Genomic DNA, 26351 nt, shown 5'->3' with positions numbered 1-26351 from the left:
TTCCCCATGCTGCCGAGTACCCTGCGCTGGCGTGGCACGCCGCTGTTCCTGTGTGCCCTGTTGATGGCCACCCCCGCGACCCAGGCCCAGGCCGAGGCCCCCCGCCGAATCGTTTCGGTGGGTGGCGCGCTGACCGAGATCGTCTTCGCCCTGGGCGCCGGCGAGCGGGTGGTCGCCGTCGACACCACCAGCACCTACCCGCCGGCGGCCACCGAGCTGCCCGACGTGGGCTACATGCGCCGCCTGTCGGCCGAGCCAATCCTCGGCCTGACCCCCGACCTGGTGATGCTGATCGAGAACAGCGGCCCGGCGGCGGCGCTCGACCAGTTGGCCGAGGCCGGCACGCCGCTGCTGCGGGTGGCCGACCGGCCCAGCCTGGACGGCGTCGCCGACAAGATCACCGCCGTCGCCGAAGCCCTGGAGCTTGAGGCCGAGGGGGCGGCGCTGACCGCCCGCCTCAAGACCCAGGCCAAGCTGCTGGAAACCGCCCTGGCCGGGGTGACGGAGCGCCCCCGGGTGCTGTTCCTGCTCTCCGCCGGGCGCGGCGCGCCGATGGCCGGGGGCACCGGCACCTCGGCCGAGGCGATCATCGAGTTGGCCGGCGGACGCAACGCGGTCGCGGACTTCGCCGACTACAAGCCGCTGTCGCCCGAGGCGGCGGCCAGCCTGCCGGCCGAGGTCATCCTGGTCAGCGAGCGCACCCTTGAGGCCCTGGGCGACGAGGCCGCCCTGGCCGCAAATCCGGCCTTCGCCGGCCGCCGGGTGGTGGCCATGGACGGCATGTTCCTGCTCGGCTTCGGGCCGCGCACCGTGGAGGCGGCGGCCGAACTGGCCCGCCACCTGCACCCCGACCTGAAGCTGCCCGACCTGAGCGATCCCCAGCTTGTGGAGGGCGCACAGTGACCCCGCCGGGCACCCTGTCCGCCACCCGGCCTGCCGACGCCCTGCGCGGTCTCGACCGGCAGGCGGCGCGCCAGCGGTTGGGCCTGATCGGGCTGGGCGGTGGGTTGCTGGTCAGCCTGTTCCTGGGCCTTGGCCTGGGCGCCGTCCAGGTGCCGCCGGCGGCCGTGCTGTCGCTGCTCGCCGAGCAGCTGGGGGTGCCGCCGCTGGTCGCCACCAGTCCGGTGCAGGAGACGGTGCTGCTGGCCATCCGCCTGCCCCGGGCGCTGCTCGCCGTGCTGGTCGGCGCCGCCTTGGCGGTGGCCGGCGCCGCGTTGCAGGGGCTGTTCCGCAACCCGCTGGCCGATCCCTCGCTGATCGGCGTGTCGACCGGCGCCGCGCTGGCCGCCGGCGGGGTGATCGTGCTCGGCGGGCTGGTTGCCGGGCCGCTGTTCGACGCCGTTCAGGGCCTCGCCCTGCCGTTGGCCGCGTTTCTCGGGGGGTTGGCCACCACCGCCCTGGCCTACCGCATCGCCAACCGCCACGGGCAGACCCAGGTCGCCACCCTGCTGCTCGCCGGGATCGCTCTCAACGCCATGGCCGGCGCGGGGATCGGGCTGCTGATCTTCCTCAGCGACGATCAGGCCCTGCGCGACCTGAACTTCTGGATGCTGGGCAGCCTGGGCGGCATCACCTGGGAGCGCCTGCTGCTGGCGGCGCCCCTGATCATCGCCCCGACGCTGGCCGTGCTGCTGCTGGCCCGGCCGCTGAACGCCCTGCTGTTCGGCGAGACCGAGGCCCTGCACCTGGGCTTCGACGTCGAGGCCGCCAAGCGCTGGACGGTGGTCCTGGTCGCCCTGGCGGTGGGCGCGGCGGTCGCCCTGAGCGGCGTCATCGGCTTTGTCGGGCTGGTCGTGCCCCATCTGATCCGCCTCACCCTGGGGCCCGACCACCGGGTTCTGCTGCCCGCCGCCATGATGCTGGGGGCCAGCCTGCTGCTGCTGGCCGACCTTGTGGCGCGCACCGTGGTCCTGCCGGCCGAGTTGCCGATCGGCATCGTCACCAGTTGCCTGGGCGGGCCGTTCTTCATCTGGCTTCTGCTGCGCCGCCGGGTGGCCGGGCTATGGTAGGCGCGACGCCCATGCTGGAAGCCCTCGACCTGAGCTTCGCCCGGCACGGCCGGCCGATCCTCTCCGGGGTCGATCTGCGCCTCGCGGCGGGCCGGGTGTGCGCCCTGATCGGCCCCAACGGGGCCGGCAAGTCGACCCTTTTGCATCTGCTCTCCGGGGCCCTCAAGCCAAGTCGTGGGGTGGTCCGCCTGGACGGCCGTCCGCTGGCCGCCTGGGCGCGCCCCGAACTGGCCCGGCGGCGTGCCGTGCTGCCCCAGTCGCTGGAGCTGGCCTTCCCCTTCCGCGCCATCGAGGTGGTGCTGGCCGGACGCAGCGCCCACGCCGGACTTTCCTCCCGCCGGCGCGACCAGGACATCGCGCTGCGCGCCCTGCAGGCGGTGGACGCCCTGGAGTTGGCCGACCGCCCCTACCCGACCCTGTCCGGCGGCGAGCGCCAGCGGGTCCAGCTGGCCCGGGTGGCGGCCCAGATCTGGCCCGACGCCGACGGCCCGCACGGCCCGTCCCGCACCGACGAAGCCCCCCGGGTGCTGCTGCTCGACGAGCCGACCAACAACCTGGATCTGGTCCATCAACACCAATTGATGCGTTTCGCCCGCCGGCTGGCCGGCCAGGGGGTGGCCGTGCTGGCCGTGCTGCACGACCCCAATCTGGCCGCCCTGCACGCCGACCGGCTGGCCGTGCTGGGCGAGGGCCGGGTGCTCGCCGAGGGGGTGGTGTCGGAGGTTCTGACCCCTGACATCATTGAACGCGCCTTCCGCCTGAAGGTGCGTCTGTTCCCCCACCCGGAGCGGGGCGTCCCCCAGCTCTGTCCGCTGTGATCCCCCAGCAAGCGAAAGGTTCGCCGATGTTTCTTGCCATGAACCGCTTCAAGGTCCGCCCCGAGCAGGCCGACGCCTTCGCCGAGATGTGGCGTCAGCGCGAAAGTCGCCTGCCCGAGGTGCCGGGCTTCCTCGGCTTTCATCTGCTGCGCGGCCCGGCGGCCGATGACCATGTGCTGTTCGCCAGCCACACCATGTGGGCCGACCGCGCCGCCTTCGAGGCGTGGACCAAATCGGCTGCCTTCGCCGAAGGCCACAAGCGGGCCGGCGAGACGGCCTCCCACCTGATCGAGGGGCCGTGCTTCGAGGGCTTCGAGTCGATCACCCAGACCCCGGCCCCGTCCGGAGGTGCCAGGTGAGTCCGCCGGCCGCCGCCCTCGACCGGCCAAGCCCCGATCTGGCCGAATTGCTGGCCGGGGCGCGGGCCCGGGTCGGCGTTGATCCGCTGGGCGAAGCCTTCGCCCAGCGGCGCGCCTTCCCCTGGTTCGGCAAGCGCCCGGCCCCGGCGGCCGACCCCGAGGCGACCTGGCGGGCCTTGCTCGCCCGGCCGCGTCGGGGCAAGTCGGTGGCCTATGTCCACGTGCCCTTCTGCATCGGTCGCTGCCTGTTCTGCGGCTTCTACCGCAACCACACCGACAAGGGGTTCTCCGCCCCCTATGCCCGGGCGGTGGCGCGCGAGATGGCGATCGACGCCGAGCGGCCGATGATCGCCGGCGGCCCCATCCATGCCCTCTATTTCGGGGGTGGCACGCCGACCGCCCTGGCCGCCGAGGACCTCGCCGGCCTGATCGGCGCGGCGCGGCGCCACCTGCCGCTGGCCGCCGACTGCGAGATCACCGTCGAGGGGCGGGTCTTCGACTTCGACCTCGAGAAGGCCCGGGCCTGTGTCGAGGCCGGAGCCAACCGCTTTTCCATCGGCATCCAGACCTTCGACGGCGACCTCAGGAAGCGCCTCGGCCGGCGGGCCGACCGCGAGCAGGCCCTTGCCTTCCTGGCCGATCTGGTCGGGCTCGATCAGGCGGCCGTGGTCATCGACCTGATCTACGGCCTGCCCGGCCAGAGCCTGGAAACCTGGCGGGCCGACGTGGAAAGCGCCGCCGCCGTCGGGCTGGACGGGGTCGACCTCTACCGCCTGTCGCTGTACCCGGACAGCCCGCTGGAAAAGGCCATCGCCCGGGGCAAGCTGCCGACCCCGCCCGAGTTGCCCGAGCAGGGCGAGATGTACGGCCTGGGCGTCGCCCTGCTCGAGGCCGCCGGCTGGCGCCGCCTGAGCCAGGCCCACTTCGCCCGCGCCACCCGCGAGCGCAACCTCTACAACCAGTTGACCAAGACCCAGGCCGACAGTCTGGCCTACGGGGCCGGGGCCGGCGGCCTGATGGCGGGGCACCGCTACCGGGTGGGCGAGGACCTGGACACCTACCAGGCCCGCACCGCGGCCGGCGAGAAGCCGCTCGACGGCCTGTTCCTGCCCGCCGCCGACCTGCCCATCCGCCGCGTCCTGACCACCGCCCTGGAGAACGGCCGCATCGTGCCGGCCGAGTTGGCGGCGGTGGCCGGGCCCGGCTTCGAGACCCTGGTCACCCCGCTGCTTGAGCAGTGGGGCGAGGCCGGGCTGCTCACCCCGGTGCCGGGGGCGCTCGGCCTGACCACCGCCGGCTGGTTCTGGCAAAGCACCCTCAACGCCGCCCTGCACGACCTGATGGTGACCCATCAGGAGACCCTTCCCCAACCACAGGATGCCTCCGCATGACCGCTGTCGATCCGGCGCCGTCGCGCCGCCCCTCCCTCGATTCGGCGCCGTCGCGCCAACTGGCCGAAACCCTGGCCGCCAACCCCGACGGAGTGCTGGAAAGCCTGGCCGCCGAGCACGGCCTGAGCCTGGAAGCGGCCATCCGCTGCCTGCCCGAGACCCACCGCGCCCTGGCCGACGGGTGCCACTTCGCCGAGGCGATGGCCGACATCGCCCAGTGGGGCACCGTCACCGTGCTGGTCCACACCGACGACCTGATCCTGGAATGCACCGCCGAGCTGCCACCCGGCCGGCCCGGCCACGGCTTTTTCAACCTGCATGGCCCGGGACCCCTGGGCGGCCACATCCGGGCCGAGCGTTGCGCCACCCTGGCCTTTGTCAGCCGCCCCTTCATGGGCCTGGAGAGCCACGCGGTGATCTTCCTGAACCAGGAGGGCGCCGGCATGTTCAAGGTCTTTGTCGGCCGCGACGCCGAGCGCCGGCCGCGGGCCGACCAGTTGGCCCGCTTCACCGCCCTGCGCGACCGCCTGACCGCCACCGCCGGGGAGGCGCATCATGGCGCGCCCTAGGACCCGTTTCGGCCACCTTTTGCTGTGCGGCGCCACCCGGGGCACCGGGCTTGAGGTGGCGCGGCTGGCCCGGGCCCGGGGCATCACCGTTCACGCCCTGGTCCGTCCGGGCGCCGACACCGCCCGGCTCGATACCCTGGGCTGCCATCTGGTGCCCGGCGACGTGCTCGACCCGCCCAGCCTTCAAGCCCTGATCGCCGCCGCGCCGGCCGAGACGCCCTGTGTCAGCACCCTGGGCGGCGGCCCCGGCGACAGCACGGTCGATGACCAGGGGGTGGGCAATGTGGCCGAGGCGCTGGCCGCAAGCGGCCCCCCCGGGCGACGGCTGATCATGGTCTCCTCGCTCGGCGCCGGAGACAGCCGGGCCCACGCCAGCCAGCGCCTGCTCGACGCCATCGGCCCGGTGCTGGAGGCCAAGACCCGGGGCGAGGATCGGGCCCGGGCGGTCGATCTGGGGCTGACCGTGCTGCGTCCCGGCGGGCTGCTCGACCAATCGGCGACCGGGCGCGGCGCCCTGTTCGTCGACCAGCGGGTGCATGGCCGCATCGCCCGGGCCGAGCTGGCCCGCCTGATCCTGGCCTGCCTGGGCACCCCGGAAACCATCGGCCGGACCCTGGCCGCCATCGATGCCGACACCCTGAGCGCCCCGGAAACGGTCGAGCCCTTCCCGCTGGCCGAGGATTAGACTCCCCGCCTCTTGCCGGGCATATAACCAAAGGTTAATGTACCGGTGGCGGCCCGCCCAACCAACACGTCAAGCTGAAACCAGGGCCGCCCCAACAGGGAGGCAGAACCATGACCGAGCCGGAGCAAGGGAGCGCCACCACCCCCCGATCCATGTCGATGATCGTCACCAAGGGCAGCCTGGACTGGGCCTATCCGCCCTTCATCCTGGCCACCACGGCGGCCAGCCTGGGCCATTCGGTGACCCTGTTCTTCACCTTCTACGGGTTGGCGCTGCTCAAGAAGGACCTCAAGCTGAAGCTGGCCACCCTGGGCAACCCGGCCATGGAAATGCCCATGATGGGCGGCCACATGACCATGCCCAACATCGTCGGCATGCTGCCCGGCATGGAAACCCTGGCCGCCGGCATGATGAAGAACATGCTGGGCAAGAAGGGGGTCGCCTCGATCGAGGAGTTGCGCGAGCTGGCCCAGGAGGCCGAGGTGCGCATGATCGCCTGCCAGATGACGCTGGACCTGTTCGAGTACAAGGCCGAGGACCTGATCGACGGCATCGAGTTCGCCGGCGCGGCGACCTACATCGAGACCGCCTCGGCCAGCAACATCAACCTGTTCATCTGAGCCCCGCTCATCCGCCGACCAACCGCGACCAGCCAACGAACCTCTGCCGCGAGCAGGGAAAACGACAGGGAGACTTCCACCGCCATGAGCGATCCCATCACCCTCGACGTCAAGGGCCTCAACTGCCCGCTGCCCATCCTCAAGGCCAAGAAGGCGATCAAGGACCTGGACACCGGCCAGGTGCTCGAGGTGGTCGCCACCGATCCCGGCTCGGTGAAGGACTTCGAGGCCTTCTGCCGGCAGACCGGCAACGAGCTGGTCTCCTCCAGCCAGGATGGCGACGTCTACACCTTCCAGCTGCGCAAGGCCTGAGCCGGTCGGCCGGCGTCGCCCGGCCCACCACGGTCCGACCCGCTTGCAAGACGGCCACGGCCCACGCCGCGGACCCGTTCGCGTGCCACCCTGGCCGGGAAGGAGTTTGAGACCATGAGCAGACAGATCACGGCGCACGGCATGAGCCGGCGCCAGGCCCTGCGCGCCCTGGCGGTGGTCGGCGTCGCCGTCGCCGCCGGCACCCCGGTGCGGGTGCACGCCGCCGGCGCCGACGGGGTGATCGGCGCGGTGGTCGGGGGGCGCCAGCCCGACGCCGGGCGGATCGCCCTGGGCCTGCCGGCCGACCCGGCCAACGGCAACACCGTGCCGGTCGAGGTGGCGGTGGACAGCCCGATGAGCGCCGACCACCACGTCACCGCCCTGCACCTGTTCGCCGACGGCAACCGCGCCCCCGAAGTGGCGGTGTTCCATTTCTCGCCGCGCGCCGGTCAGGCCCGGGTGGAGACCCGCGTGCGGCTGGTCAAGAGCCAGGACATCGTGGCCGTGGCCGAGTTCAGCGACGGCTCGGTCGCCCTCACCCGGCGCCGGGTCGAGGTCTCGACCGACGCCAGTTGTGACATCTGACCCAGTTGTGACACCTGACGGCGTGTGACATCCGACGGCGCCAATGGCGCCGGTGGCGCCCGACAATCAGGGAGCATCCCCCGATGGCCGACCCAACACCCCGCGTCAAACTGCCCCGCAGCTTCGCCGTGGGCGAGGTGATCGAGGTCAAGACCATGATCACCCACCCCATGGAATCGGGCCGCCGCAAGGACCCCGAGGGCAACACCATCCGGCGCAACATCATCCACCGCTTCAGCGCCACCTTCAACGGCGCCCCGGTGGTCGCCGCCGACTGGGCCCCGGCCATCGCGGCCAACCCTTTCCTCGCCTTCCACCTCAAGGTCGACGGCCCGGGCGAGTTGCTGATGACCTGGGAGGACGACAGCGGCCAGACCTACCAGACATCGCGCACCCTGACCCCGGCCTGACCCGTGGCCAAGGGCCCACGCCGGCCGACCGTCGCCTGACGGGATGAAGCCATGGGGCAACCAAACTTCGGGTTGCCAAGGCGGCGTGTTTCATGATCTTCTTAATTACCAAACCGTGATGATACGCCCCAAGCGGGCAACACGGACTTAAAAACAGGCCTCAGCAAACCCGGCCCCCAGACAACGCGGCCTTGAAGAGCCGCCGGGCAGCCGGACACCGCCTGAAACGGCACAAAAAGCCCAAAAACAAAAAGAATACGCAGGGGACAGGGAGGAACGCATGGGAGCCGTTCTCTGGGGCGCGCGCCGGCTTGGCGCGCGTGATCGATGGGGTGCGCGCCGATTTGGCGCGCGTGATCTCTCCGGTGCGCGCCGATTTGGCGCGCGTGATCTCTCCGGTGCGCGCCGAATTGGCGCGCGTGGTCTTGCGGTTGTGCTGATGGTGGCGGCCGGCGCCGCCGTCGCCGAGCCCCCCACCGGGGATGCCGAGCGTGGCAAGGTGGTGTTCAAGGTCTGCGCCGCCTGCCATGCCATTGGCCAGGGGGCGAAGAACCGCATCGGTCCGCATCTGAACGGGGTCTTCGGGCGCCAGGCCGGCGGCATCGACGGCTTCCGCTACTCCGACGGCCTGAAGCGGGCCGGCGTCACCGGCCTGGTCTGGGACTACGAAAGCCTCGACGCCTACATCGAGAACCCCAAGGCCCTGGTCAGCCACACCCGCATGAACTTCCCCGGCATGGCCGACGCCATCGACCGGGCCCACGTGCTGGCCTACCTGCGCCGCTTCTCCGACAACCCGGCCAACATCCCGGAAGCGCCGCCGCGCCACCCGCCCAGCCCCAAGCTGCCGCCGGAAGTGCTTCAGATCAAAGGCGATCCGGCCTTCGGCGAGTATCTGGCCTCGGAATGCACGACCTGCCACCGGGCCGACGGCGAACACCACGGCATCCCCTCGATCACCCACTGGCCGGTCGATGACTTCGTGGTCGCCATGCACGCCTACAAGCAGGAAATCCGTGCCAACCCGGTGATGCGCATGATCGCCGGGCGGCTGTCGGACGACGAGATCGCCAGTCTGGCGGCCTACTTCGCCGACATCGAGTAACGCCGAGGAACAAGCGGCGCCAGAAACACCCAATCCACATCCAGGGAGGACTTTCACGCCATGATGAACAGACGGACGTTTCTCGGAACCACCGCCGCCGTGGCGGCCCTGCTCGCCGCCCCGCCGGTGCTCGGCGCGGCGCGGCCCAAGGTGGTGGTGATCGGCGGCGGCGCCGGCGGCGCCACGGCGGCGCGCTATATCGCCAAGGATTCCAAGGGGGCGATCGACGTCACCCTGATCGAGCCGACCCGCACCTACTACACCTGCTTCTTCTCCAACCTCTATCTGGGCGGCTTCCGCGAGTTCGATTCGCTGGGCCACACCTACGGCGCCCTGGCCAGCCAGCACGGCATCAACGTGGTCCACGACTGGGCGGTGGGGGTCGACCGCGACGCCCGCACCGTGACCCTGGCCGGCGGCGACACCCTGGCCTACGACGCGCTGGTCGTCTCGCCGGGCATCGACTTCGTCGAGGGCTCGGTGCCCGGGTGGAGCGTGACCAGCCAGAACAAGATGCCCCACGCCTACAAGGCGGGCAGCCAGACCCAGCTCCTGAAGGCCCAGATCGAGGCCATGGAGGACGGCGGCACCTATGTCATGATCGCCCCGCCCAACCCCTATCGCTGCCCGCCCGGCCCCTACGAGCGCATCTCCATGGTGGCCCACATGCTGAAGCAGACCAAGCCCAGCTCGAAGATCCTGATCTTCGATCCCAAGGACAAGTTCTCGAAGATGGCCCTGTTCCAGGACGGCTGGCAGCGCCACTATCCGGGCATGGTCGAATGGGTCGGCGGCGACTTCGGCGCCATCGACGAGGTGCGCCCCGACAGCATGGAGGTGCTGGTCAACGGCGACACCATCAAGGCCGCGGTGTGCAACGTCATCCCGGCCATGAAGGCGGGCACCGTCGCCGCCCGCGCCGGGCTGACCAACGACCAGGGTTGGTGCCCGATCGTCCCCAACACCATGCAAAGCAGGCTCGACGAGCGGGTCTACGTGCTCGGCGACGCGACCCTGAACGGCGACATGCCCAAGTCGGCCTTCTCGGCCAACAGCCAGGCCAAGGTGTGCGCCATGGCGGTGCGCCACGCGCTGACCGGCTCCACCCTGTTCCCGGCCAAGTACGCCAACACCTGCTGGTCGCTGATCGGCACCGATGACGGGGTCAAGGTGGGGGCCAGCTACGAGCCCGAGGCCGAGAAGATCGCCAAGACCTCGGGCTTCATCAGCCAGGTCGGCGAACCGGCCGACCTGCGCCAGCGGACCTACGAGGAAAGCATCGGCTGGTACGCCGGCATCACCGCCGACATCTTCAGCTAGGCCGGCCGGCGGGGCCCCCTTTCAGCGGGCCCCGCCGCGCCCCTTTCGGACCGCCGCCCATGGACCCGAAACCACCGGCCGATCTGGCTCGCCTGCGGGACAATGCCTTGCAGGCCAGCCGCCTGTTGAAGGCGATGAGCAACCAACATCGGCTGCTGATCCTGTGCCAGTTGCTGAAGGGCGAGCACTCGGTGGGCCAGCTCGCGGCGCTGGTCGGGCTGACCCAGTCGGCCCTGTCGCAGCATCTGGCCCGCCTGCGCCGCGACGATCTGGTGCAGACCCGGCGCGACGGGCAGACCGTCCGCTACACGCTGAAGGGCGACGCGGCGGGCACCGTGCTGGCCACCCTGCACGGCCTTTATTGCGCCCCCGGGCCACGCCCCCCCCAGCCCCTGAACCGCCCCGGCGGGGCCGGGTGACCCTTTCCGGAACATGGGATTGCCTCTTGACAATCCCGCCGGCTCGGGCACCATATGTCGCGTTCACGGTCATTGCGGCTCCCAAATATGGGCGCTGCCATGGGCAAGAGGGAAGCCGGTGAAAAGCCGGCGCCGTCCCCGCGACTGTCAGCGGCGAGTTGTCGTCCATCCCCCGCCACTGGCGCCCCAGGCGCCGGGAAGGCCGGCCGACCACCTTGACCCGCGAGCCAGGAGACCTGCCGTGTACCTCTGTCGTTCCCGCGGGCGGGGTGTCCCGGTGGGCGACGGGTCGCGCCACCGGGCCGTTGCCGCCCGGTGCCCGGGGGTTGCTCCAACGCCCGCCCGTTGCCGCTGTCCCCGTTCGGTGCCTGTCCACTCCGAGAGGGGATCCGCGATGACCACCCCACCGGCCCCGACCATCGGTCCCCCCCACAGCCGCGAGGCCCTGCGATGACCCCCCCGTCCGACACTCCGCCGGCCCTGCATCCTGCCGCCGCGGCGGCTGCCCAGGGCGAGATCCGGCGCGGCGACCTGCCGCCACCACGCAAGGTGGTCAAGCGTTCGGGCGAGGTGGTGCCCTTCGACGGCGAGCGCATCCGCTCGGCCGTCGCCCGGGCCGGCAAGGCAACCGGCGAGTTCGAGGGGGTCGAGGCCGACCTTTTGGGCATCCAGGCCTGCAAGGTGCTGGCCCACCGCTTCCACGACCGCACGCCGCAGATCGAGCAGATCCAGGACGTGGTCGAGCAGGTCCTGATCTCGGCCAACCACTTCGCCACGGCGCGCGCCTACATCGTCTACCGCGAGCAGCGGGCCCGCCTGCGCCGCGACCGCCAGACCCTGGTCGACGTGGAAAGCTCGATCAACGAGTACCTGGAGCGGGCCGACTGGCGGGTCAACGCCAACGCCAACCAGGGCTACTCGCTGGGCGGGCTGATCCTCAACGTGTCCGGCAAGGTGGTCGCCAACTACTGGCTGTCGCACGTCTATCCGCCCGAGGTCGGCCAGGCCCACCGCGACGGCGACCTGCACATCCACGACCTGGACATGCTGGCCGGCTACTGCGCCGGCTGGTCGCTGCGCACCCTGCTCACCGAGGGGCTGAACGGGGTGCCCGGCAAGATCGAGGCGAGCCCGCCCAAGCACCTGTCCAGCGCCATCGGGCAGATCGTCAACTTTCTCGGCACCTTGCAGAACGAATGGGCGGGGGCCCAGGCGTTCAGCTCCTTCGACACCTACATGGCCCCCTTCGTGCGCAAGGATTCCCTGAGCTACGAAGAGGTCCTCCAGGGCATCCAGGAGCTGGTCTACAACCTCAACGTCCCCTCGCGCTGGGGCACCCAGACGCCGTTCACCAACCTCACCTTCGACTGGACCTGCCCGGAGGACCTGAAGGACGAGGTGCCGATCATCGCCGGCCAGGAGATGCCCTTCACCTACGGCGACCTGAAGCCCGAGATGGACATGATCAACCGGGCCTACATGGAGGTGATGACCAAGGGCGACGCCCTGGGCCGGGTGTTCACCTTCCCCATCCCGACCTACAACATCACCCCCGACTTCCCCTGGGACGACCCCAACACCGAGCGCCTGTTCGCCATGACGGCGCGCTACGGCCTGCCCTACTTCCAGAACTTCCTCAACTCCGACCTCAAGCCCAACATGGTGCGCTCCATGTGCTGCCGGTTGCAGCTCGACCTGTCGGAGCTTCTGAAGCGCGGCAACGGGCTGTTCGGCAGCGCCGAGCAGACCGGCTCGCTGGGCGTGGTGACGATCAACTGCGCCCGCCTGGGCCACCTGCACCGGGGCGACGAATCGGCCCTGATGGCAGCCACCGACCACCTGCTGGGGATCGCCCGGACCAGCCTTGAGATCAAGCGCAAGGTGATCCAGCGCCACATCGACAACGGCCTGTTCCCCTACACCAAGCGCTACCTGGGCACCCTGCGCAACCACTTCTCGACCATCGGCGTGAACGGCATCAACGAGATGGTGCGCAACTTCACCGCCGACGCCGAGGACATCACCACCCCGGCCGGCCGCGACCTGGCCCTGCGCCTGCTCGACCATGTGCGCGAGAAAATCACCGCCTTCCAGGAGGAGACCGGCAACCTCTACAACCTGGAAGCCACCCCGGCCGAGGGCACCACCTACCGCTTCGCGCGCGAGGACAGGAAGCGCTTCCCCGGCATCCTGCAGGCGGGCAGCCCGGACCAGCCCTACTACACCAACTCCAGCCAGTTGCCGGCCGGCTTCACCGACGACCCCTTCGAGGCCCTGGAGCACCAGGAGGAATTGCAGCGCAAGTACACCGGCGGCACCGTCCTGCACCTGTACATGGGCGAGCGCCTGTCCTCCACCGAGGCCTGCAAGGCCCTGGTCCGCCGCTCCCTGGAGCGCTTCTCGCTACCCTACATCACGGTCACCCCGACCTTCTCGATCTGCCCCAAACACGGCTACATCGAGGGCGAGCACGCCTTCTGCCCCAAGTGCGACGCCGAGTTGATCGCCAAGAAGCGGGCACAAGCCTGCTGATCCCTGCTGACTCCGCCATCGACCAAGGAAACCAACCCATGAACCACATCGCCCCCCCCGAAGCCCGCCAGGACGACATCGTGCTGAGCGACGAAGAGCGCACCCCGTGCGAGATCTGGACCCGGGTGATGGGCTATCACCGCCCGGTCTCGTCGTTCAATCGCGGCAAGAAGGGCGAGTTCGCCGAGCGCCGCTATTTCGACGAAGCGACCTGCGATCTTGGCTGACGGGCCGCGGATCGGCGGCCTGGCCCGGTTTTCCGGCATCGACTGGCCGGGCCGGCTGGTCGCCACCGTCTTCTGCCAGGGCTGCCCCTGGGCCTGTCCCTACTGCCACAACGCCCATCTGATCCCCGTCCAGGGCGAGGCCGAATGGGCCTGGGCCGAGGTGCGGGCCTTCCTGGAACGGCGGCGCGGGCTGCTCGACGGGGTGGTCTTCTCGGGCGGCGAGCCGACCCTGCACCCGGCCCTGCCCGAGGCCGTGCGCGCGGTGCGCGCCATGGGCTTCGAGGTCGGCCTGCACAGCGGCGGCCCGTGGCCCGACCGGCTGGCCGCCCTGTTGCCCGACCTCGACTGGGTGGGCTTTGACGTCAAGGCCCCGTTCGCCCGCTACGGCGAGGTGACCGGCGTCGCCGGCAGCGGCGACAAGGCCCGCGACAGCCTGCGCCGGCTGATCGACAGCAGGGTGGCGTTCGAGGTGCGGACCACCCTGCACCCCGACCTGCTGGACGATGCCGCCCTCGACCAGTTGGCCGCCGAGCTGCTGGCGCTGGGGGTGCGGCGTCTGGTCCTGCAACCGGCCCGCCCGACCGCCGAGGCTCCTGTCACGGCACCCTTCCCGGCCCTGTCGGCAGACCGCGCCGCCGCCTTCGAGAGCGTCGAGACGCGGGCCTGATCCCACCCCTCAGCGCAGCACCTGCACTGTCAGGCCGAGGGCGTAGAGGGCCAGCACGCCGACACTCTCGAAGCCGATGCCGGCGATGCCCTGGCGCTCGCGGACCACCAGACCGAGCAGCAGAACGGTGGTCATGGCCAGGCCGATGACCAGCCAGAACAGGTCGGCCATGGCCACGGCATGGTACAGCGAGCCATCGCGATAGGCCGCGTCGGCGGCGCTCAGGAACAGAACGTCGAAGGTGTTGCCGCCGATGATGCCGCCCATGGCCAGTTGCAGGGCGCCCCGGCGCAGCGCCGCCAGCGTGGTCACCAGTTCGGGCAGCGAGGTGGTGACCGCCGTCAACAGGGCGCCGATGGCGGTCTGCGACACCTCCAGGCTGTCCGACAGCCGGCCGCCGGTCTTGGCGACCACCCAGCCGGCCCCGGCCAGGATCAGGGCTAGAGCACGTCGCGTTTATCCGGGGTCACAAAGTGACCCCGGATAAACGCGAGACCGTGCTCTAAATCATTGAATCGAGAGCAGATCGCGCCCAATCTGAATCGCTTGGCGATTCAGATTGGGCGCGATCTGCTCCAGGGCGGCGAAGCGCCGCCACAGGCCGCCGGTGGTGCCGGCCAGATCGGCCGTTTCGTCGGGTCGGTCGGGGCGGGTCTCCCGGGTCGGCTCGGGGTGCCACATGGGCGCCCGGCGGACCCGTGCCGTGGCCCGCGTGCCCAGCAGGCAGATGACCAGCAGCGCCGGCGAGACCGGATGCAGGCCGAACAGCGTCACCTCGGGACCGGTCACGGCGAGCAGGGCCACGGCCAGCAGCAGGGCGAGCAGGCCGGCCTGCACCACGTTGGCCAGCTCGGCGGCGGCGTGTTCCATGTTGGCCGGGCGGAACACCAGGTCGGCCAGGACCAGGAAGGCGGTCTGCGCGGCGATCCCGCCGACGGCGTTGGAAAAGGCCAGCGAGGCGCGACCGTCCAGGCCCGCCGTCACCGAAACCACCACCCCGGCCAGCGAGGTGGCAAGGCCCAGAAGCAGACCGCCGACCACCGCCTCGCCCAGTCCGGTGCGGTCGGCCAGCCGGTCGGCCAGGGCGGTCAGGCGCACCCCGAAGCCGGCGATGGCGAAACCGGCGGCGGCGAACAGGGCGCACACCAACCACAGGGACAGACCATCGATCATGGCGCGACCAGGGGGGCCGGGTGGGGCCGCATCGGGCCCGGGGAGAGCGCATCGAGCGGGGGCCGGCGGATGACGGTCACTCGGCGGCCAACCCCGGTTGCCGCTCCGGGGAACGCCCGCCGGCATGGCCGATTACGTCGCTGATGAGGTGGTCGATGAGGTGGCCGACGTCCTCGCTCCCGTCCTCGCTCCGGCGGCGCCCGCCGCGGCCCGGCGCCGAGGCGGCAACGCGCGAGGGCGCGACCACCGCGTCGCCGTCGAGCCGGGCCTTCAGCTCCCGCCGGCCGCGCGAAACCCGGCTTTTCACGGTGCCCGGCGCACAGCCGGCCACCTCGGCCGCCTGCTCGATCCCGAAGCCACAGGCACCGACCAGCACCAGCGCCTCGCGCTGTTCCGCCGGCAGACAACCGAAGGTGCGTCTGAAGTCGTCCAACTCCAAGTGGGCCTGTTGTCGGCCCGGCTCGCCGTGGGCCAGCATGGCCGCCTCGTCGGTCTGCTCGCTGGTCCGCCACTTGCGGCGGTGCTCGGAGTAGAAGGCGTTGCGCAGGATGGTGAACACCCAGGCCCGGAAGTTGCTCCCCGGCCGGTAGCTCCGCCGGTTGGCCAGGGCCCGGGTGGCCGCCTCCTGGGCCAGATCGTCGGCCAACGCCCGATCCGGCGTCAACGAGCGGGCAAAGGCCCGCAGATGCGGCAGGGCGTCGATCAGTTGCTGGTCGAAGGACGGCATGCGGCGCCTCCTGTGTCCCGTCTGGGGTGATCGAGCCGAAGGACGCCGCCGCTGGCGGCCCCTTCAGGGCTCGCCGTCGCGCCGCTTGCCCGCCAGCCGGCGGGCCAGGGCATGCAACGGCTCGGGCAGCGGCTCGGCGAGCACCTCGCCGTAGATCCGCCGCAGACCCGTGGACACCGGGTCCCGATGCGCCTTTGCCGCCTCGCTGGTGGGGGGGCCGGATCGACCCTTGGCGGCCCGCTCCGGGGCCTCGCCGAGGCGGCGGGAATCCTGGTTCTTTGCCGGTCGTGCCATCTCCTCGCTCCGCCCGTTGGTCGGGGTGTCTGCCGACGGGTTGCCTGTCGGAGCGGGGCCCGCCGGGTTGGTGGCGGCCGGTTGGCGCCCCTGGCGGGCGCGGCCCCGTCCCTCAAGGGCCAACGTTCGGAGCACGGGATGCGTTGCACGGCGCATCGCTCCCCTGATGTCGGAGCCGGAGACGGCGCTGTAAAGCCCCACCGTTCCACGCCGCCCCCCGGCCGGGCCATCCCCGCCGGCCGGAACCCCTGGCCGTGTCGGGCGTTTCTCGGTCATGGCGTGGGCCGCACGAGGGGCCTCGGCCGGCACCGGTCACCGGACGGACCACGGGACAAATCACGGGACAAATCACTGGGGGAGACAGCGGATGACGCCAACCAACCTGATGCGCTTTTCGGAACGGGTCCTGCTGGGGCTGGTGATGCTGATGACCCTGGCCGCCGTCGGCCTGGAGGTGCGCGACGTGGTGATCAGCCGCACCGTCACCCTGGCCGACATCCTGCTGCTGTTCCTCTACGCCGAGGTGCTGAGCATGGTCACCGTCTACTATGCCCAGGACCGGGCCGCCTTCCTCTATCCCATCGTCATCGCCATGACCGCGTTGTCGCGGCTGATCGTCCTGCAGGGCAAGGAGATGGACCCCCGGTCGATCCTGTTCGAGGCCTCGGCCATTTTCATCCTGGCCCTCGCCCTGGTGCTGATGCGCTCGCCGGTGCTGCGCGGGCTGGTCGACCGGAGTTTCGGCGAGCGACCGCTCGGCGACGGCTCCGCCGACGGGGCCCCGGCAACCCCGGCGCGGCAGGACACACCGGACAACGAACCACCGACCGAGGTTTCATCCAGGCGCTGAGTCCGGGCACGAGGGGGAGACATTCAGTCGGCGCCCCCACCGGCCGCCAGGGCCCGGGGGTCGACCAGACGGTCGTACTCGGCGCCCTCCAGCAGCCCGAGGTCGAGCACCGCCCGGCGCAGGGTGGTGCCGTCACGCGCCGCCCGCTGGGCCGCCTCGGCGGCGCGGTCGTAGCCCAGCGCCGGGGCCAGCGCGGTGACCAGCATCAGCGAGCCTTCCGACAGCTCCCTGAGCCGGCTCTCGATGGGTTCCAGCCCGGCCACGCAGCGCTCGGCGAAGCTGGCCGCCGCGTCGGCCAACAGGCGGATCGACCCGAGCACGTTGTGGAGGATCACCGGCTTGCAGGCGTTCAGCTCCAGTTGCCCGCCGGCCGCCCCGGCCATCACCGCGCCGTGGTTGCCGGCCACCTGGGCGCAGACCATCAACAGCGCCTCGACCTGGGTCGGGTTGACCTTGCCCGGCATGATCGACGAGCCGGGTTCGTTGGCCGGCAAGGCCAACTCGCCGATGCCGCAGCGCGGGCCGCAGGCCAGGAAGCGGATGTCGCCGGCGATCTTGGTCAGGGCGGCGGCCAGCCCGCCCAGGGCGCCCGACAGATCGACGAACACATCGTGCGCCGCGTTGGCGGCGAAGTGATTGGGCGCCCGGCTCACCTCGAACCCGCTCAGGGCGCGGACCTCGGCCAGGAAGCGGGGCACGAAGCCGGGCGGACAGTTGAGGCCGCTGCCCACCGCCGTGCCCCCCTGGGCGAGCGGCAGAAGGTCGGCCTCCAGCCGGCCCAGACGGCTGGCTGCCGCCGCCACCTGGGCGGCGTGGCCGCCGAACTCCTGGCCCAGGGTCACCGGCACGGCGTCCTGCAGGTGGGTGCGCCCGGCCTTGACCTGCCCGGCCAGGGCCTCGGCCTGCTCGGCCAGCCTCTGGCGCAGACCGTCCAGGGCCGGGTGCAGGCGGTGGCGCAACTCGCTCAGGGTGGCCAGGTGCATCACCGTGGGGAGGGTGTCGTTGGACGACTGCGAACGGTTGACGTGGTCGTTGGGGTGAACCGGTGCGCGCCGCCCCAGTGGCTGGCCGAGCCATTCATTGGCCCGGTTGGCGATCACCTCGTTGGCGTTCATGTTGGTCTGGGTGCCGCTGCCGCTCTGCCAGACGGGCAGTGGGAAGTGGTCGTCCAGCCGCCCCTCGGCGACCTCGCGGGCGGCCACCGAGATGGCTTCGCCAAGTTCCCGGTCGAGGTTGCCAAGGGCCAGATTGGCCCGCGCCGCCGCCAGCTTCTGCACCCCCAGGGCGTGGATCAGCGGCAGCGGCATGCGCTCGGTGCCGATCGGGAAGTTGCCCAGGGCGCGCTGGGTCTGGGCGCCCCAATAGCGGTCGGCCGGCACTTCGACGTCGCCCAGGCTGTCGCGCTCCGGACGCATCCGGGGCTGGCTCATGGGGCGTCGCCGGAGGGCGACCGGGAAGGCACCACCGGCCTGAGGCTGTAGACATGCAGGCCGCCGGGCGGGCTGGTCTCGGTATGACGGCTGGTCGGGCGGCCGGCCTCCGTCGGGCCGGAGGTCGGCGAACGGGTGATGGCGCGCAGGACGCGGCCGATGGTGGCGTCGCCGCCCTGACCCAGGGCGAGGTCGCTCAACGAGACCAGGCCGACCAGGGTGTCGGCGTCGTCGACCACGCACAGCCGGCGCAACCCTTCCCGGGCCATCAGGTCCGCTGCCCGCTCCAGGGGGTGGGCGTGGTGGCAGGCGACCACCCGGTTGGTCATGATGTCGGCCACCGGGCGGGCGGTGACCTCCAGGCCCTGCCCCACCGCGCGCACGGCGATGTCGCGGTCGGTCACCACGCCGGCCACCGCGTCGCCATCCAGGACCACGAACAGGCCCAGGTTGTCGGCCGCCATCTGGCGGGCCACATCGGCGATCCGGTTGTCGGCATGGACCGTCTTGACGGCCCGGCTCATTACCGCGCCGACGGTGGCGCCTTCGGCATCCGCCACGGCGCCGGAGGCCGCCGGACCGCGCCGGGCCCGCAGGTCACGCATGGCGTGACGGATCTCGGCCAGCGGCGGCGACGGGCCGCCGCCCATGTTCTCTTCCTCGGCGACCAGCAGTTCGACCGCATCAAGCTCCCACTGCTGCAGCACGGCCAGCTTGTCGCGCTCGCTGAGGTCGGCGTGGTCCAGCAATTCCTGAGGCGTGCAGTCGCCCAGCCGGTAGCGCATGGCCGGGGTATCGGTGGTGGCGGCGGACGGATCTGGCATGATCGGGCTCCTGTCCGGGGAACGCGCCCGACCGGCCCGGGAGGATCGCCCCCTGCCGGCCTGGGCTCTTCCGGATCAACGGCCAGCGGCGGCAAAGGTTCCCGACCCGCGCCCGGACACCCCCCGGGGTGGGATGGCCGAGGCCACCGCGAGGCGGGGCGCGGCCTAGCCGGGCGACGGGATGATCAGCCAGGAAGGCCGCTTTCCCTTGGTTTTCCTGGGGTCTTGGCGTTACCCTCCGACCTTCATGGGGCGCCCCTGGCGGGCCGCCACCTGACGCCCCCCACGCCCCCAGCCGGCCCGGCCGCCGCCTGACAGGACCTGTGCCATGTTCCCCGTTCGCCTGCTTCTCGTCTCCGCCCTCAGCGTTCTGCCCGTGCTGTTGGCGGCGCTGAGCCTGGCCCGGGAGGCGGGCGCCGACGATCCGCGCACCCTGGGCGAGGTGCTCTCGGCGGCCAAGTCTTTCGAGCTGGTCGGCTCGGCCCAGGTGATCAGCGTCAAGCGCGGCGACGAGCGGGTGACGGTCACCGCCAGGGTCGACGGCCAGCCCCTGGTCTTCATCCAGACCCGGGGGCAGGCGCACCGGTTCTCGGTGCACATCCCCGGGCGGGCGATCCACCTTTCCGACATCGTGCCCAGCCTGAAGGACTTCCCCGGCGACCAGGCGCTGGGGGTCAAGGGGCTGGTCTTCGACGAGGACAAGCTGACCGTGGGGGCCGACATCGAGCTGTCCGGCGCCCCCTTCCGGATCACCCTGGCCCCGGCCAGCCTGACCGTCACCGTGGCCCCGCCGCCGGGCAGCACGCGGGGCGCCGCCCTCGGCGACGTGGTGCCCCAGTTGAAGGGCATCCCCGGCGTCGACGAGGCCCGCTTCACCAAGCTCACCCTGGCCCCCAAGGCGAAAAGCCTGTCGGTGGAGGGCACCCTGAACCGGGCCGCGCTCGACCTTGATTTCGACCTCGCCAAGGGGGTGTCCGGGGCCGTCGTCACCCTCGCCGCCCCCAACAAGGACGCCACCCTGGGCCAGTTGCTCGATGCCCTCAAGGGCCGGCCCATCATCAACGACGTGGCCCTGGGCAGCGTGGTCCTCGATCGCGGCGCCGGTACCATCACGGGCACGGTGTACGTCAAGGGCGGCCCGGCCGATTTCGCGCTGACCGGCGATCCCGAAAAAGGCCTCACGGACCCCACCTTCACCCTCACCCCCAGGAGCCCGGTCGAGATCACCAGCGCCCTGCCCTCGCTGGGCAAGGTGCCCGGGGTGCACGCCTTCAAGTTCGACAAGCTGGCGCTCACCCCCCGGGAGCGCAAACTGGTGCTCTCGGCCACCGTGGGCGAGACGGCCAACAAGCCGCTCACCCTGACCTTCCGCGAACAGGCCGGCCTTGAGTTCGATGTCGAGACGGTGCCCCAGGGCTCGGCCATCGATCTGGCCGACGTGCTGCCCCGCCTCGAGGACGTGCCGGGCATCCATGTCTTCGCCTTCACCGGGCTGTCGCTGGTTGGCGACACCTTGAGCGTCGATCTCAGCCTGGAAGGGGAGGACGCCACCCTCTCGGTGGACCTCGAGAAGGTCAGTCAAGCCGCCGATCAGTTGGCCTTCTCCCTGAAACCCGAGACCACCGGCCGCATCGAGGTGGCCAAGCTGCTGCCCGAGCTGGCCCAGGTGCCGGTGGTCAAGGACATGGCCCTGAGCGGCCTTGAGTTCGACGAGTCCACCGGGACCATCCGCACCGCCCTGGTGCTGGGCCAGGACAAGGACGCCCCGGCCGCCACCCTGTCCACCCAGCATCAGGCCGACCAGGGCGGGCGCACCTTCACCCTGACCGGCCAGGACCTCACCCTGGGCCACCTGTTCCACGACGTCGCCGGCATCCCCGGCCTGGGCGACAGCGGCTTTGAGAGCATGACGGTCAGCCGCACGGCGATGAAGGCCGACGCCACCGTCGCCGGGCACACGGTCAGCCTGTTCGCCAACACCGATGCCAGCGGGCGGATCATCGGGATCGACTTCGGAACGCTCGATCTGGCCAATTTCGTGCCCGGAGCCGCCGCCTCGGTGCTCAAGGAAGTGGGACTGTCGCCGGCGGTGTTCGTCTACGCCAGCCAGGCCGACGGCGGCGCCCTGCCCGACGACATGGCCCAGGAACTGCCCACCGAGTTGCCCGAGGCGGTGCGCACCAGCAAGCTCAAGCAGGGTTTGAACCTGCTCGCCGCCATCGACCCCAAAAGCCTCACCGGCGAGTTTGGCGGCGCCCTGAAAAGCCTCGACCTGAAGGACGCCGTGCTGCCCGTCGCCGGCCACTTTCCCGGGGCCATGAAGCACCTGTTCAGCTTCATGAAAGAGGGTGCCAAGGCGGTCGGGCCGGAGGTCGCCAAGGCCCTGCTCTCGGCGCTCGACATCAACATCCAGTTGCCGGCGGTCCAGGTGTCGGGGCTCAAGAAAGCGCTGACCTTCAAGCCCGGGCATCTGGTCATCGCCGGCAATGCCGACAGCGACCCCTTCTGGGACGATCTGCCCAAGGACACCGCCGACCGCTACCGCCCCAAGGGCGACCTCGATGTCTCCCTGCGCGGCGGCGCGACCCTGCACCTCAAGGCCTTCGGCGGCGGCAAGGACCACGACATCGGCCTTCAGACCCTGGTCGACCTGAATGCCGGCGCGGGGGCCGGCGCCCTGACCCTGCTCGGCACCATCGAGGGCGAGGGCAAGAACCCGATGGCCGGGAGCGGCCCGTCGTTCTTTTCGCTGGACGGGATGCGCTTCGAGAAAAGCGGCTTCTTCATCAGTCTGGCCGCCGAGGACGAGGCCTCCCAGGCCGACGACGACCCCGACCCCGACAAGAAGAAGAAATCGGCCGGCATGGGCTTCTTCAGCCAGGTCGACCTGCCCGGCAAGTCCGACCTGATGGTCGAGGCCAGCCTGACCCTGAAGGACGACCTGCCCCACCTCGACCACATCGTCATCCAGGGCCCGGTGGACCTCAAGGACATCGACCCCAAGCTGGCCGGCGGCGACGATTTCATCCTCGATACCCTGAAGCTCTACCCGCACGGCATTGAGGCGGTGGCCGAGACCAGAAGCTCGCTGCTCGACGCCAAGGCCGCCTTCTACCTGTTCGAGATGGACCCCGAGACCAAGGCCGTCGCCAAGGCCTCGGGCGAGAACAACGTGCTGGTGGCGGCGATCGACATCGCCAGCAAGGCCAAGCCGTTCCGGCTCTCGAAGCTGGCCGAGGTGGCCGGCCTCAAGGGCAAGGACAAGGCTGCCATCGACAACATGACCGGCCACCTGAAGGGCATGGCCACGGCCAACGGCGCCCTGGTCCTGGCCAGCCGGGAAATCAAGACCATCGAGCCGGACAAGCTTCAGGACGGGGTGGCCAAGGACCTCTTCACCGGCATTTTCGGCCCCTCCAAGGTGCCCGTGGACGTGGGCAACGTGACCCTGCTGTCGGACTTCGACGCCGCCCTGATGGGCGACGTGGGCACCCTTTTGACCAGCGGGGATTCGCGCACCGGGGCCCTCAAGCTTGGCCTGTCGGGCGACGCGATCATCAACGGCGACATCGACGGCCTGTTCGATGACAACCCGCTGGGGCTGACCCTGGAATTCCTGGTCGCCGAGAGCTTCTCGCTGAGCGACCTTCAGGCCCTCAAGCTGCCCAGCTTCCTGACCCCCAAGAAACCCGCCGGGGCCGGCGAGGCGGCCCGCTTCGGGGTGCTGCTGCAAACCGTGGACGAAACCATGGAGGTGGGCCTGATCGCCGGCTTCACGGCCACCTATGGCAAGGGTGACGACGAAAAGACCTTCGACTTCTCCGGCACCTTCGGGATCCAGCTGGCCGAGGACGAAGTGGGCCTGAGCGTCACCGGCAAGATGGACGACACCTGGAAGGACGCCTTCGGGATCAAGCACTTCGAGCTGAAGGAAGTGGTCATCACCGGCGACATCACGGCCGGCACCCCGCCCGAGTTCGCCTTCGGGCTGGGCGGCACCACCGGCATCTGGGGCTCGGACGTCTCGCTGGCCGCCAAGCTGCCCATGACCCTGGCCGGCAACATCCCCATTCCCGCCGGCCTCGGGGTCAAGGCGGCGACCAGCAACCTCAACGCCCACACCTACGAGGTGTTGGGCTACGTGGTCGCCGGAGGGGGCGCGGTCGGGGTCTATCTGATCCCCGGGGTCGGTCAGGTGCTGATCATCCCCATGCTGGTCGTCGAGGTGGCCCTGTCGGAAAGCTACACCGTCCACCACGACATCCACACCGGCAAGACCATCACCCTCAAGGACATGGCCAAGGCCCCGGTGGCCGACCTCGAGAAGTTCATGAAGGAGGTGGGCAAGGCCGGCGAATGGCTGATGACCGGCGATCTGTTCCTGTCGTTCGCCTCGCCGGGGGCCTCGGACACCAACCTCGGCATCCCCGATGGGGTGAGCGTGGGCGGCAACGTCCAACTGTTCGGCAAGAAGATTTCCTTCCAGCCCTACATTCCGATGCGCTGGATCTACGAGGCGATCAACTATCTGGGCGAGAACCCGCCCGCCCCGGCCCCCGGCGAGTACGCCCCCGCCCCCACCGCCAACGGCGCCCCGCCGGCCATGCCCACGGCCGAGACCGGCCACGACGGCCTGGATGCCACCACCCAGCGGGCGCTGTATCGCCAGTTGCGCCAGATCATCCACTACGAGATGGGCCTGTCCGACGACAAGCCCGGCTTCGACTACCCGCGCCCCAGCCAGGCCGACCTGGCCGCCACCCGGGCCGCCCTGACCGGGCATTCGGTGGGCGATTTCACCCTGGGCGGCATCAAGTTCTCCGGGGTCACGGTGTCGCTGGCGCCGCTCAAGGTCAGCGCCTCGGCCTCGATCTTCCAGGGGGCGGAGTCGGAAGCGGTCACCCTGTCGCTGAAGAACGGCGAGCTGGTGCTGGAGGCGAGCACCAAGCTGGGACCGCTGGGCGAAGTCGACCTCGACCTGATCTACGACCGGGAGCGCGACGACTTCATCCTGGCCGGCGACTACCAGGCCAACAAGAGCCTGCAGACCTTCCTCGAGCACGAAATCAGCCAGGGCATCGAGCAGATCGCCAAGACCGCCGCCGGCAGCTACTCGGACCTTCAGAAGGCCGTGTCCAGCCTGGAAAAGCTGAAGGATGAGGCGCACGCCGATCTGGTCAAGGCCCGCCAGACGGTGGAAAAGATCAGCCAGAAGGTGGTCGACCGGCTGGCCGCCACCGCCGCCCACTACAAACGCGAATACGACGACGCCAACAGCAAGTACCACGGCTGCCACGGCTGGAAGAAATACTACTGCGAGGCCAAGTGGTGGCCGATCCGCGAGTTGCGCAAGGACGCCTGGCATGAAAGCCAGCAACTCCTGAAGGACGCCAAACAGGCCCTGGCCGATCTCAAGGACCTGGAAGCAGCCGTGCACAGCGCCGAGATCAAGCTCAAGAAGCGAACCACCGCCTTTGCCCTGGCCGCCTCGCGGGCCGCGGCGGCGCTGCGCATCAAGGACGTGGTGGAGGATGGGGTGTCCATCCTGGCCGGGCTGGCCGACGTCACCGACGACCTGTTCACCCTGAACGCCGCCCTGGTCGCCGGCAGCCTGAACGACCTTGCGGCCGGCCACCCCCTGGTCATGGAGCTGGACTTCTCCATCAAGGGCAAGGACTACCGCGAGTACTTCGCCTTCAAGCCGACCGATCCCGAGTTCAACACCCTGTCCTTCGCCATCCTGCCGATCATGGCGGCCGAGCACGCGGTGAGCGCCCTGGAGAAGCAACTGGAGGACAAGCTCGGCCCGGCGGTGGTCGACGGCGCCAAGCTGGTCGATGCCTTCACCACCTGGATCAAGGCCCACATCTACGAGCTGATCGGCACGACGCGCGACAATCTGCAAAAGCGCATCGCCAACATCGATTACGAACTGAGCCAGGAGGAAAGCCGCCTGAAGCCGGTCTTCGCCACCCTGGAAAAGCAGGCCGGGGTCTACGAGGACGACTACCAGGAGCTGACCGACGAGGCCAACCAGATCCTCAAGACCTACAAGATGAGCGACTTCATGCCGCCCAGCCAGGTCTTCAAGGGGCGCTATCTGGCGGTCGGCCACAGCCTGTTGTGCCTGGGCGTGGCCAGCAACGGCAGCGACGTCTATCAGGAGAACTGTCAGGACGTCTCCACCGAACGCTGGGACGCCGTGCCGCTGCTGCGCGACCAGGACAAGACCGGCTACGTCCATCTGGTCAGCAACGGCCTGTGCCTGATGGCCAGCGACCAGGACGCCCCCAGCGGCAGCCCGCTGACCCTGGCCCAGTGCGGCGATGGCGACCACGAGAAGTGGAAGTTCATCTCCCAGGACGGCATCTTTTCCAAGGCGGTCAACCGGGCCTCGCAGAAGTGCCTGCACTTCGACACCCTGAACGCCAACGAACACGCCGGCTACAGCATCTGGACCTCGTGCTTCGGCTCGGACAGCCAGGGCCTGAGGGTGATCGCCGACGCCGAGAAGCCCACCTTCCACAAGGCCGAGAAGATGATCCAGGCGGCCAACGGCCAGTGCCTGTCGGCCGATCCCGATTTCGCCGACTACTTCTCGCGCACCCGCAAGGGCCACGCCACCACCAGCCGCGACCAGTTGCTGGCCATGACCCGGATCGACGACAACCATCTTCAGGTGGATGACTGCACCCCCTCCGAGCGCACCCGCTTCAACTATGTCGAGGCGGTCAACGGCGATCTCAAGCTGGTCCACGCGGCCAGCGGCTGGTGCGTGGTGCCGGGCCCCCAGACCAGCGACCCGTTGGGGCTGTTCCCGTGCGACAATGGCATGGACATGTTCTGGCGCCTGCGCGGCCCCAGCGAAGAGGTGTTCCTGCTGAAGAATGCCGACTCCGGGCGCTGCATGGACATCGGCTCGGCCCCGGCGCGGGACCCCGACAAGGCCCACCCGGCGGTCGCCACGCCGTGCCAGCAACGTCCCGAACAGACCCTGAAATTCGCCGGCTGACGATAATGGTGAC

General features: G+C 70.3%; 25 protein-coding genes and 1 riboswitch. Of the genes, 20 read left to right on the top strand and 5 right to left on the bottom strand.

What is annotated here, in order from left to right:
- Nucleotides 1–6 precede the first annotated feature (6 nt).
- The 18 genes from BLR95_RS08675 to BLR95_RS08595 all read left to right on the top strand — a co-directional run bounded on the left by BLR95_RS08675 (nt 7) and on the right by BLR95_RS08595 (nt 14028).
- A complete protein-coding gene (locus tag BLR95_RS08675) occupies nt 7–903 on the top strand; it encodes a heme/hemin ABC transporter substrate-binding protein (RefSeq protein WP_092618488.1) in 897 nt (298 codons plus the stop codon).
- Entirely contained in the window at nt 900–2009 is a 1110-nt protein-coding gene (locus BLR95_RS08670; protein WP_218119521.1) for a FecCD family ABC transporter permease, read from the top strand. The genes BLR95_RS08675 and BLR95_RS08670 overlap by 4 nt, the downstream gene beginning before the upstream one ends.
- Complete coding sequence (locus BLR95_RS08665; protein WP_092618485.1) at nt 2003–2827, top strand: heme ABC transporter ATP-binding protein; 825 nt, start codon at nt 2003–2005, stop codon at nt 2825–2827. The genes BLR95_RS08670 and BLR95_RS08665 overlap by 7 nt, the downstream gene beginning before the upstream one ends.
- 26 nt (nt 2828–2853) lie before the next feature.
- Nucleotides 2854–3186, top strand: a complete 333-nt coding sequence (gene hmuQ, locus BLR95_RS08660) for a heme-degrading protein HmuQ (protein WP_092618482.1) — start codon at nt 2854–2856, stop codon at nt 3184–3186.
- Nucleotides 3183–4577 carry a heme anaerobic degradation radical SAM methyltransferase ChuW/HutW gene (gene hutW, locus BLR95_RS08655; protein ID WP_176787742.1) on the top strand — a complete coding sequence of 465 codons (1395 nt, stop codon included), beginning with the start codon at nt 3183–3185 and terminating at the stop codon, nt 4575–4577. Before hmuQ ends, hutW begins: the two co-directional genes overlap by 4 nt.
- Nucleotides 4574–5146 carry a heme utilization cystosolic carrier protein HutX gene (gene hutX / locus BLR95_RS08650; RefSeq protein WP_092618476.1) on the top strand — a complete coding sequence of 191 codons (573 nt, stop codon included), beginning with the start codon at nt 4574–4576 and terminating at the stop codon, nt 5144–5146. The genes hutW and hutX overlap by 4 nt, the downstream gene beginning before the upstream one ends.
- Nucleotides 5133–5831: an NAD(P)H-binding protein gene (locus tag BLR95_RS08645; RefSeq protein WP_092618474.1), complete on the top strand. Its 699-nt coding sequence runs from the start codon at nt 5133–5135 to the stop codon at nt 5829–5831. The genes hutX and BLR95_RS08645 overlap by 14 nt, the downstream gene beginning before the upstream one ends.
- A 110-nt stretch (nt 5832–5941) precedes the next feature.
- Nucleotides 5942–6451: a sulfur carrier protein DsrE2 gene (gene dsrE2, locus BLR95_RS08640; protein WP_092618471.1), complete on the top strand. Its 510-nt coding sequence runs from the start codon at nt 5942–5944 to the stop codon at nt 6449–6451.
- Between the two features lie 84 nt (nt 6452–6535).
- A complete protein-coding gene (locus tag BLR95_RS08635; RefSeq protein ID WP_092618468.1) occupies nt 6536–6763 on the top strand; it encodes a sulfurtransferase TusA family protein in 228 nt (75 codons plus the stop codon).
- Nucleotides 6764–6877: 114 nt separating this feature from the next.
- Nucleotides 6878–7348: a thiosulfate oxidation carrier protein SoxY gene (locus BLR95_RS08630; RefSeq protein WP_092618465.1), complete on the top strand. Its 471-nt coding sequence runs from the start codon at nt 6878–6880 to the stop codon at nt 7346–7348.
- Between the two features lie 83 nt (nt 7349–7431).
- Nucleotides 7432–7758, top strand: coding sequence for a thiosulfate oxidation carrier complex protein SoxZ (gene soxZ / locus BLR95_RS08625; RefSeq protein ID WP_092618462.1), 327 nt, complete (start codon nt 7432–7434; stop codon nt 7756–7758).
- Between the two features lie 311 nt (nt 7759–8069).
- Nucleotides 8070–8198 (top strand): hypothetical protein, encoded by a 129-nt coding sequence (locus BLR95_RS16230; protein ID WP_281241291.1) that lies wholly within the window; start codon nt 8070–8072, stop codon nt 8196–8198.
- The gene (locus BLR95_RS08620) at nt 8198–8863 is read left to right on the top strand and encodes a c-type cytochrome (RefSeq protein WP_092619102.1); all 666 of its coding nucleotides are present in this window, start codon (nt 8198–8200) and stop codon (nt 8861–8863) included. Before BLR95_RS16230 ends, BLR95_RS08620 begins: the two co-directional genes overlap by 1 nt.
- A 60-nt stretch (nt 8864–8923) precedes the next feature.
- On the top strand, nt 8924–10183 hold the full coding sequence (locus BLR95_RS08615; RefSeq protein ID WP_092618459.1) for an NAD(P)/FAD-dependent oxidoreductase: 1260 nt from the start codon (nt 8924–8926) through the stop codon (nt 10181–10183).
- A gap of 59 nt (nt 10184–10242) precedes the next feature.
- Nucleotides 10243–10602 carry an ArsR/SmtB family transcription factor gene (locus tag BLR95_RS08610; protein ID WP_092618457.1) on the top strand — a complete coding sequence of 120 codons (360 nt, stop codon included), beginning with the start codon at nt 10243–10245 and terminating at the stop codon, nt 10600–10602.
- A gap of 49 nt (nt 10603–10651) precedes the next feature.
- Nucleotides 10652–10860: riboswitch (cobalamin riboswitch) on the top strand.
- Between the two features lie 192 nt (nt 10861–11052).
- The gene (locus BLR95_RS08605; RefSeq protein WP_092618454.1) at nt 11053–13134 is read left to right on the top strand and encodes a ribonucleoside triphosphate reductase; all 2082 of its coding nucleotides are present in this window, start codon (nt 11053–11055) and stop codon (nt 13132–13134) included.
- Between the two features lie 38 nt (nt 13135–13172).
- Complete coding sequence (gene nrdD / locus BLR95_RS16225; RefSeq protein WP_092618451.1) at nt 13173–13361, top strand: anaerobic ribonucleoside-triphosphate reductase; 189 nt, start codon at nt 13173–13175, stop codon at nt 13359–13361.
- Complete coding sequence (locus BLR95_RS08595) at nt 13354–14028, top strand: anaerobic ribonucleoside-triphosphate reductase activating protein (protein ID WP_092618448.1); 675 nt, start codon at nt 13354–13356, stop codon at nt 14026–14028. The genes nrdD and BLR95_RS08595 overlap by 8 nt, the downstream gene beginning before the upstream one ends.
- Nucleotides 14029–14037: 9 nt before the next feature.
- Here BLR95_RS08595 and BLR95_RS08590 read toward each other — a convergent pair whose 3' ends face one another.
- The 3 genes from BLR95_RS08590 to BLR95_RS08580 form a co-directional block, all read right to left on the bottom strand.
- Nucleotides 14038–14463 (bottom strand): sodium:calcium antiporter, encoded by a 426-nt coding sequence (locus BLR95_RS08590; protein WP_342719840.1) that lies wholly within the window; start codon nt 14461–14463, stop codon nt 14038–14040.
- 72 nt (nt 14464–14535) lie between these two features.
- Complete coding sequence (locus BLR95_RS08585; protein WP_092618442.1) at nt 14536–15201, bottom strand: hypothetical protein; 666 nt, start codon at nt 15199–15201, stop codon at nt 14536–14538.
- A 76-nt stretch (nt 15202–15277) separates the two neighbouring features.
- The gene (locus BLR95_RS08580; RefSeq protein ID WP_092618439.1) at nt 15278–15928 is read right to left on the bottom strand and encodes a sigma-70 family RNA polymerase sigma factor; all 651 of its coding nucleotides are present in this window, start codon (nt 15926–15928) and stop codon (nt 15278–15280) included.
- A 661-nt stretch (nt 15929–16589) separates the two neighbouring features.
- Between BLR95_RS08580 and BLR95_RS08570 the strand changes: the two genes are divergently transcribed.
- Nucleotides 16590–17072: a phosphate-starvation-inducible protein PsiE gene (locus BLR95_RS08570; protein WP_218119518.1), complete on the top strand. Its 483-nt coding sequence runs from the start codon at nt 16590–16592 to the stop codon at nt 17070–17072.
- Nucleotides 17073–17095: 23 nt separating this feature from the next.
- Here the strand turns inward: BLR95_RS08570 and BLR95_RS08565 are convergent, their stop codons facing one another.
- Both BLR95_RS08565 and BLR95_RS08560 read right to left on the bottom strand, forming a co-directional pair.
- Nucleotides 17096–18502: a class II fumarate hydratase gene (locus BLR95_RS08565; RefSeq protein WP_092618430.1), complete on the bottom strand. Its 1407-nt coding sequence runs from the start codon at nt 18500–18502 to the stop codon at nt 17096–17098.
- Nucleotides 18499–19326, bottom strand: coding sequence for a CBS domain-containing protein (locus tag BLR95_RS08560; RefSeq protein WP_092618427.1), 828 nt, complete (start codon nt 19324–19326; stop codon nt 18499–18501). Before BLR95_RS08560 ends, BLR95_RS08565 begins: the two co-directional genes overlap by 4 nt.
- A gap of 328 nt (nt 19327–19654) precedes the next feature.
- On the opposite strand from BLR95_RS08560, the gene BLR95_RS08555 reads away from it, so the two are divergent.
- Nucleotides 19655–26338 (top strand): RICIN domain-containing protein, encoded by a 6684-nt coding sequence (locus BLR95_RS08555; RefSeq protein WP_092618424.1) that lies wholly within the window; start codon nt 19655–19657, stop codon nt 26336–26338.
- Nucleotides 26339–26351: the final 13 nt, after the last annotated feature.

The organism is Roseospirillum parvum (genome assembly GCF_900100455.1).
GTDB lineage: Bacteria > Pseudomonadota > Alphaproteobacteria > Rhodospirillales > Rhodospirillaceae > Roseospirillum > Roseospirillum parvum.
This window is presented reverse-complemented; position numbering and strand designations above follow the sequence as displayed.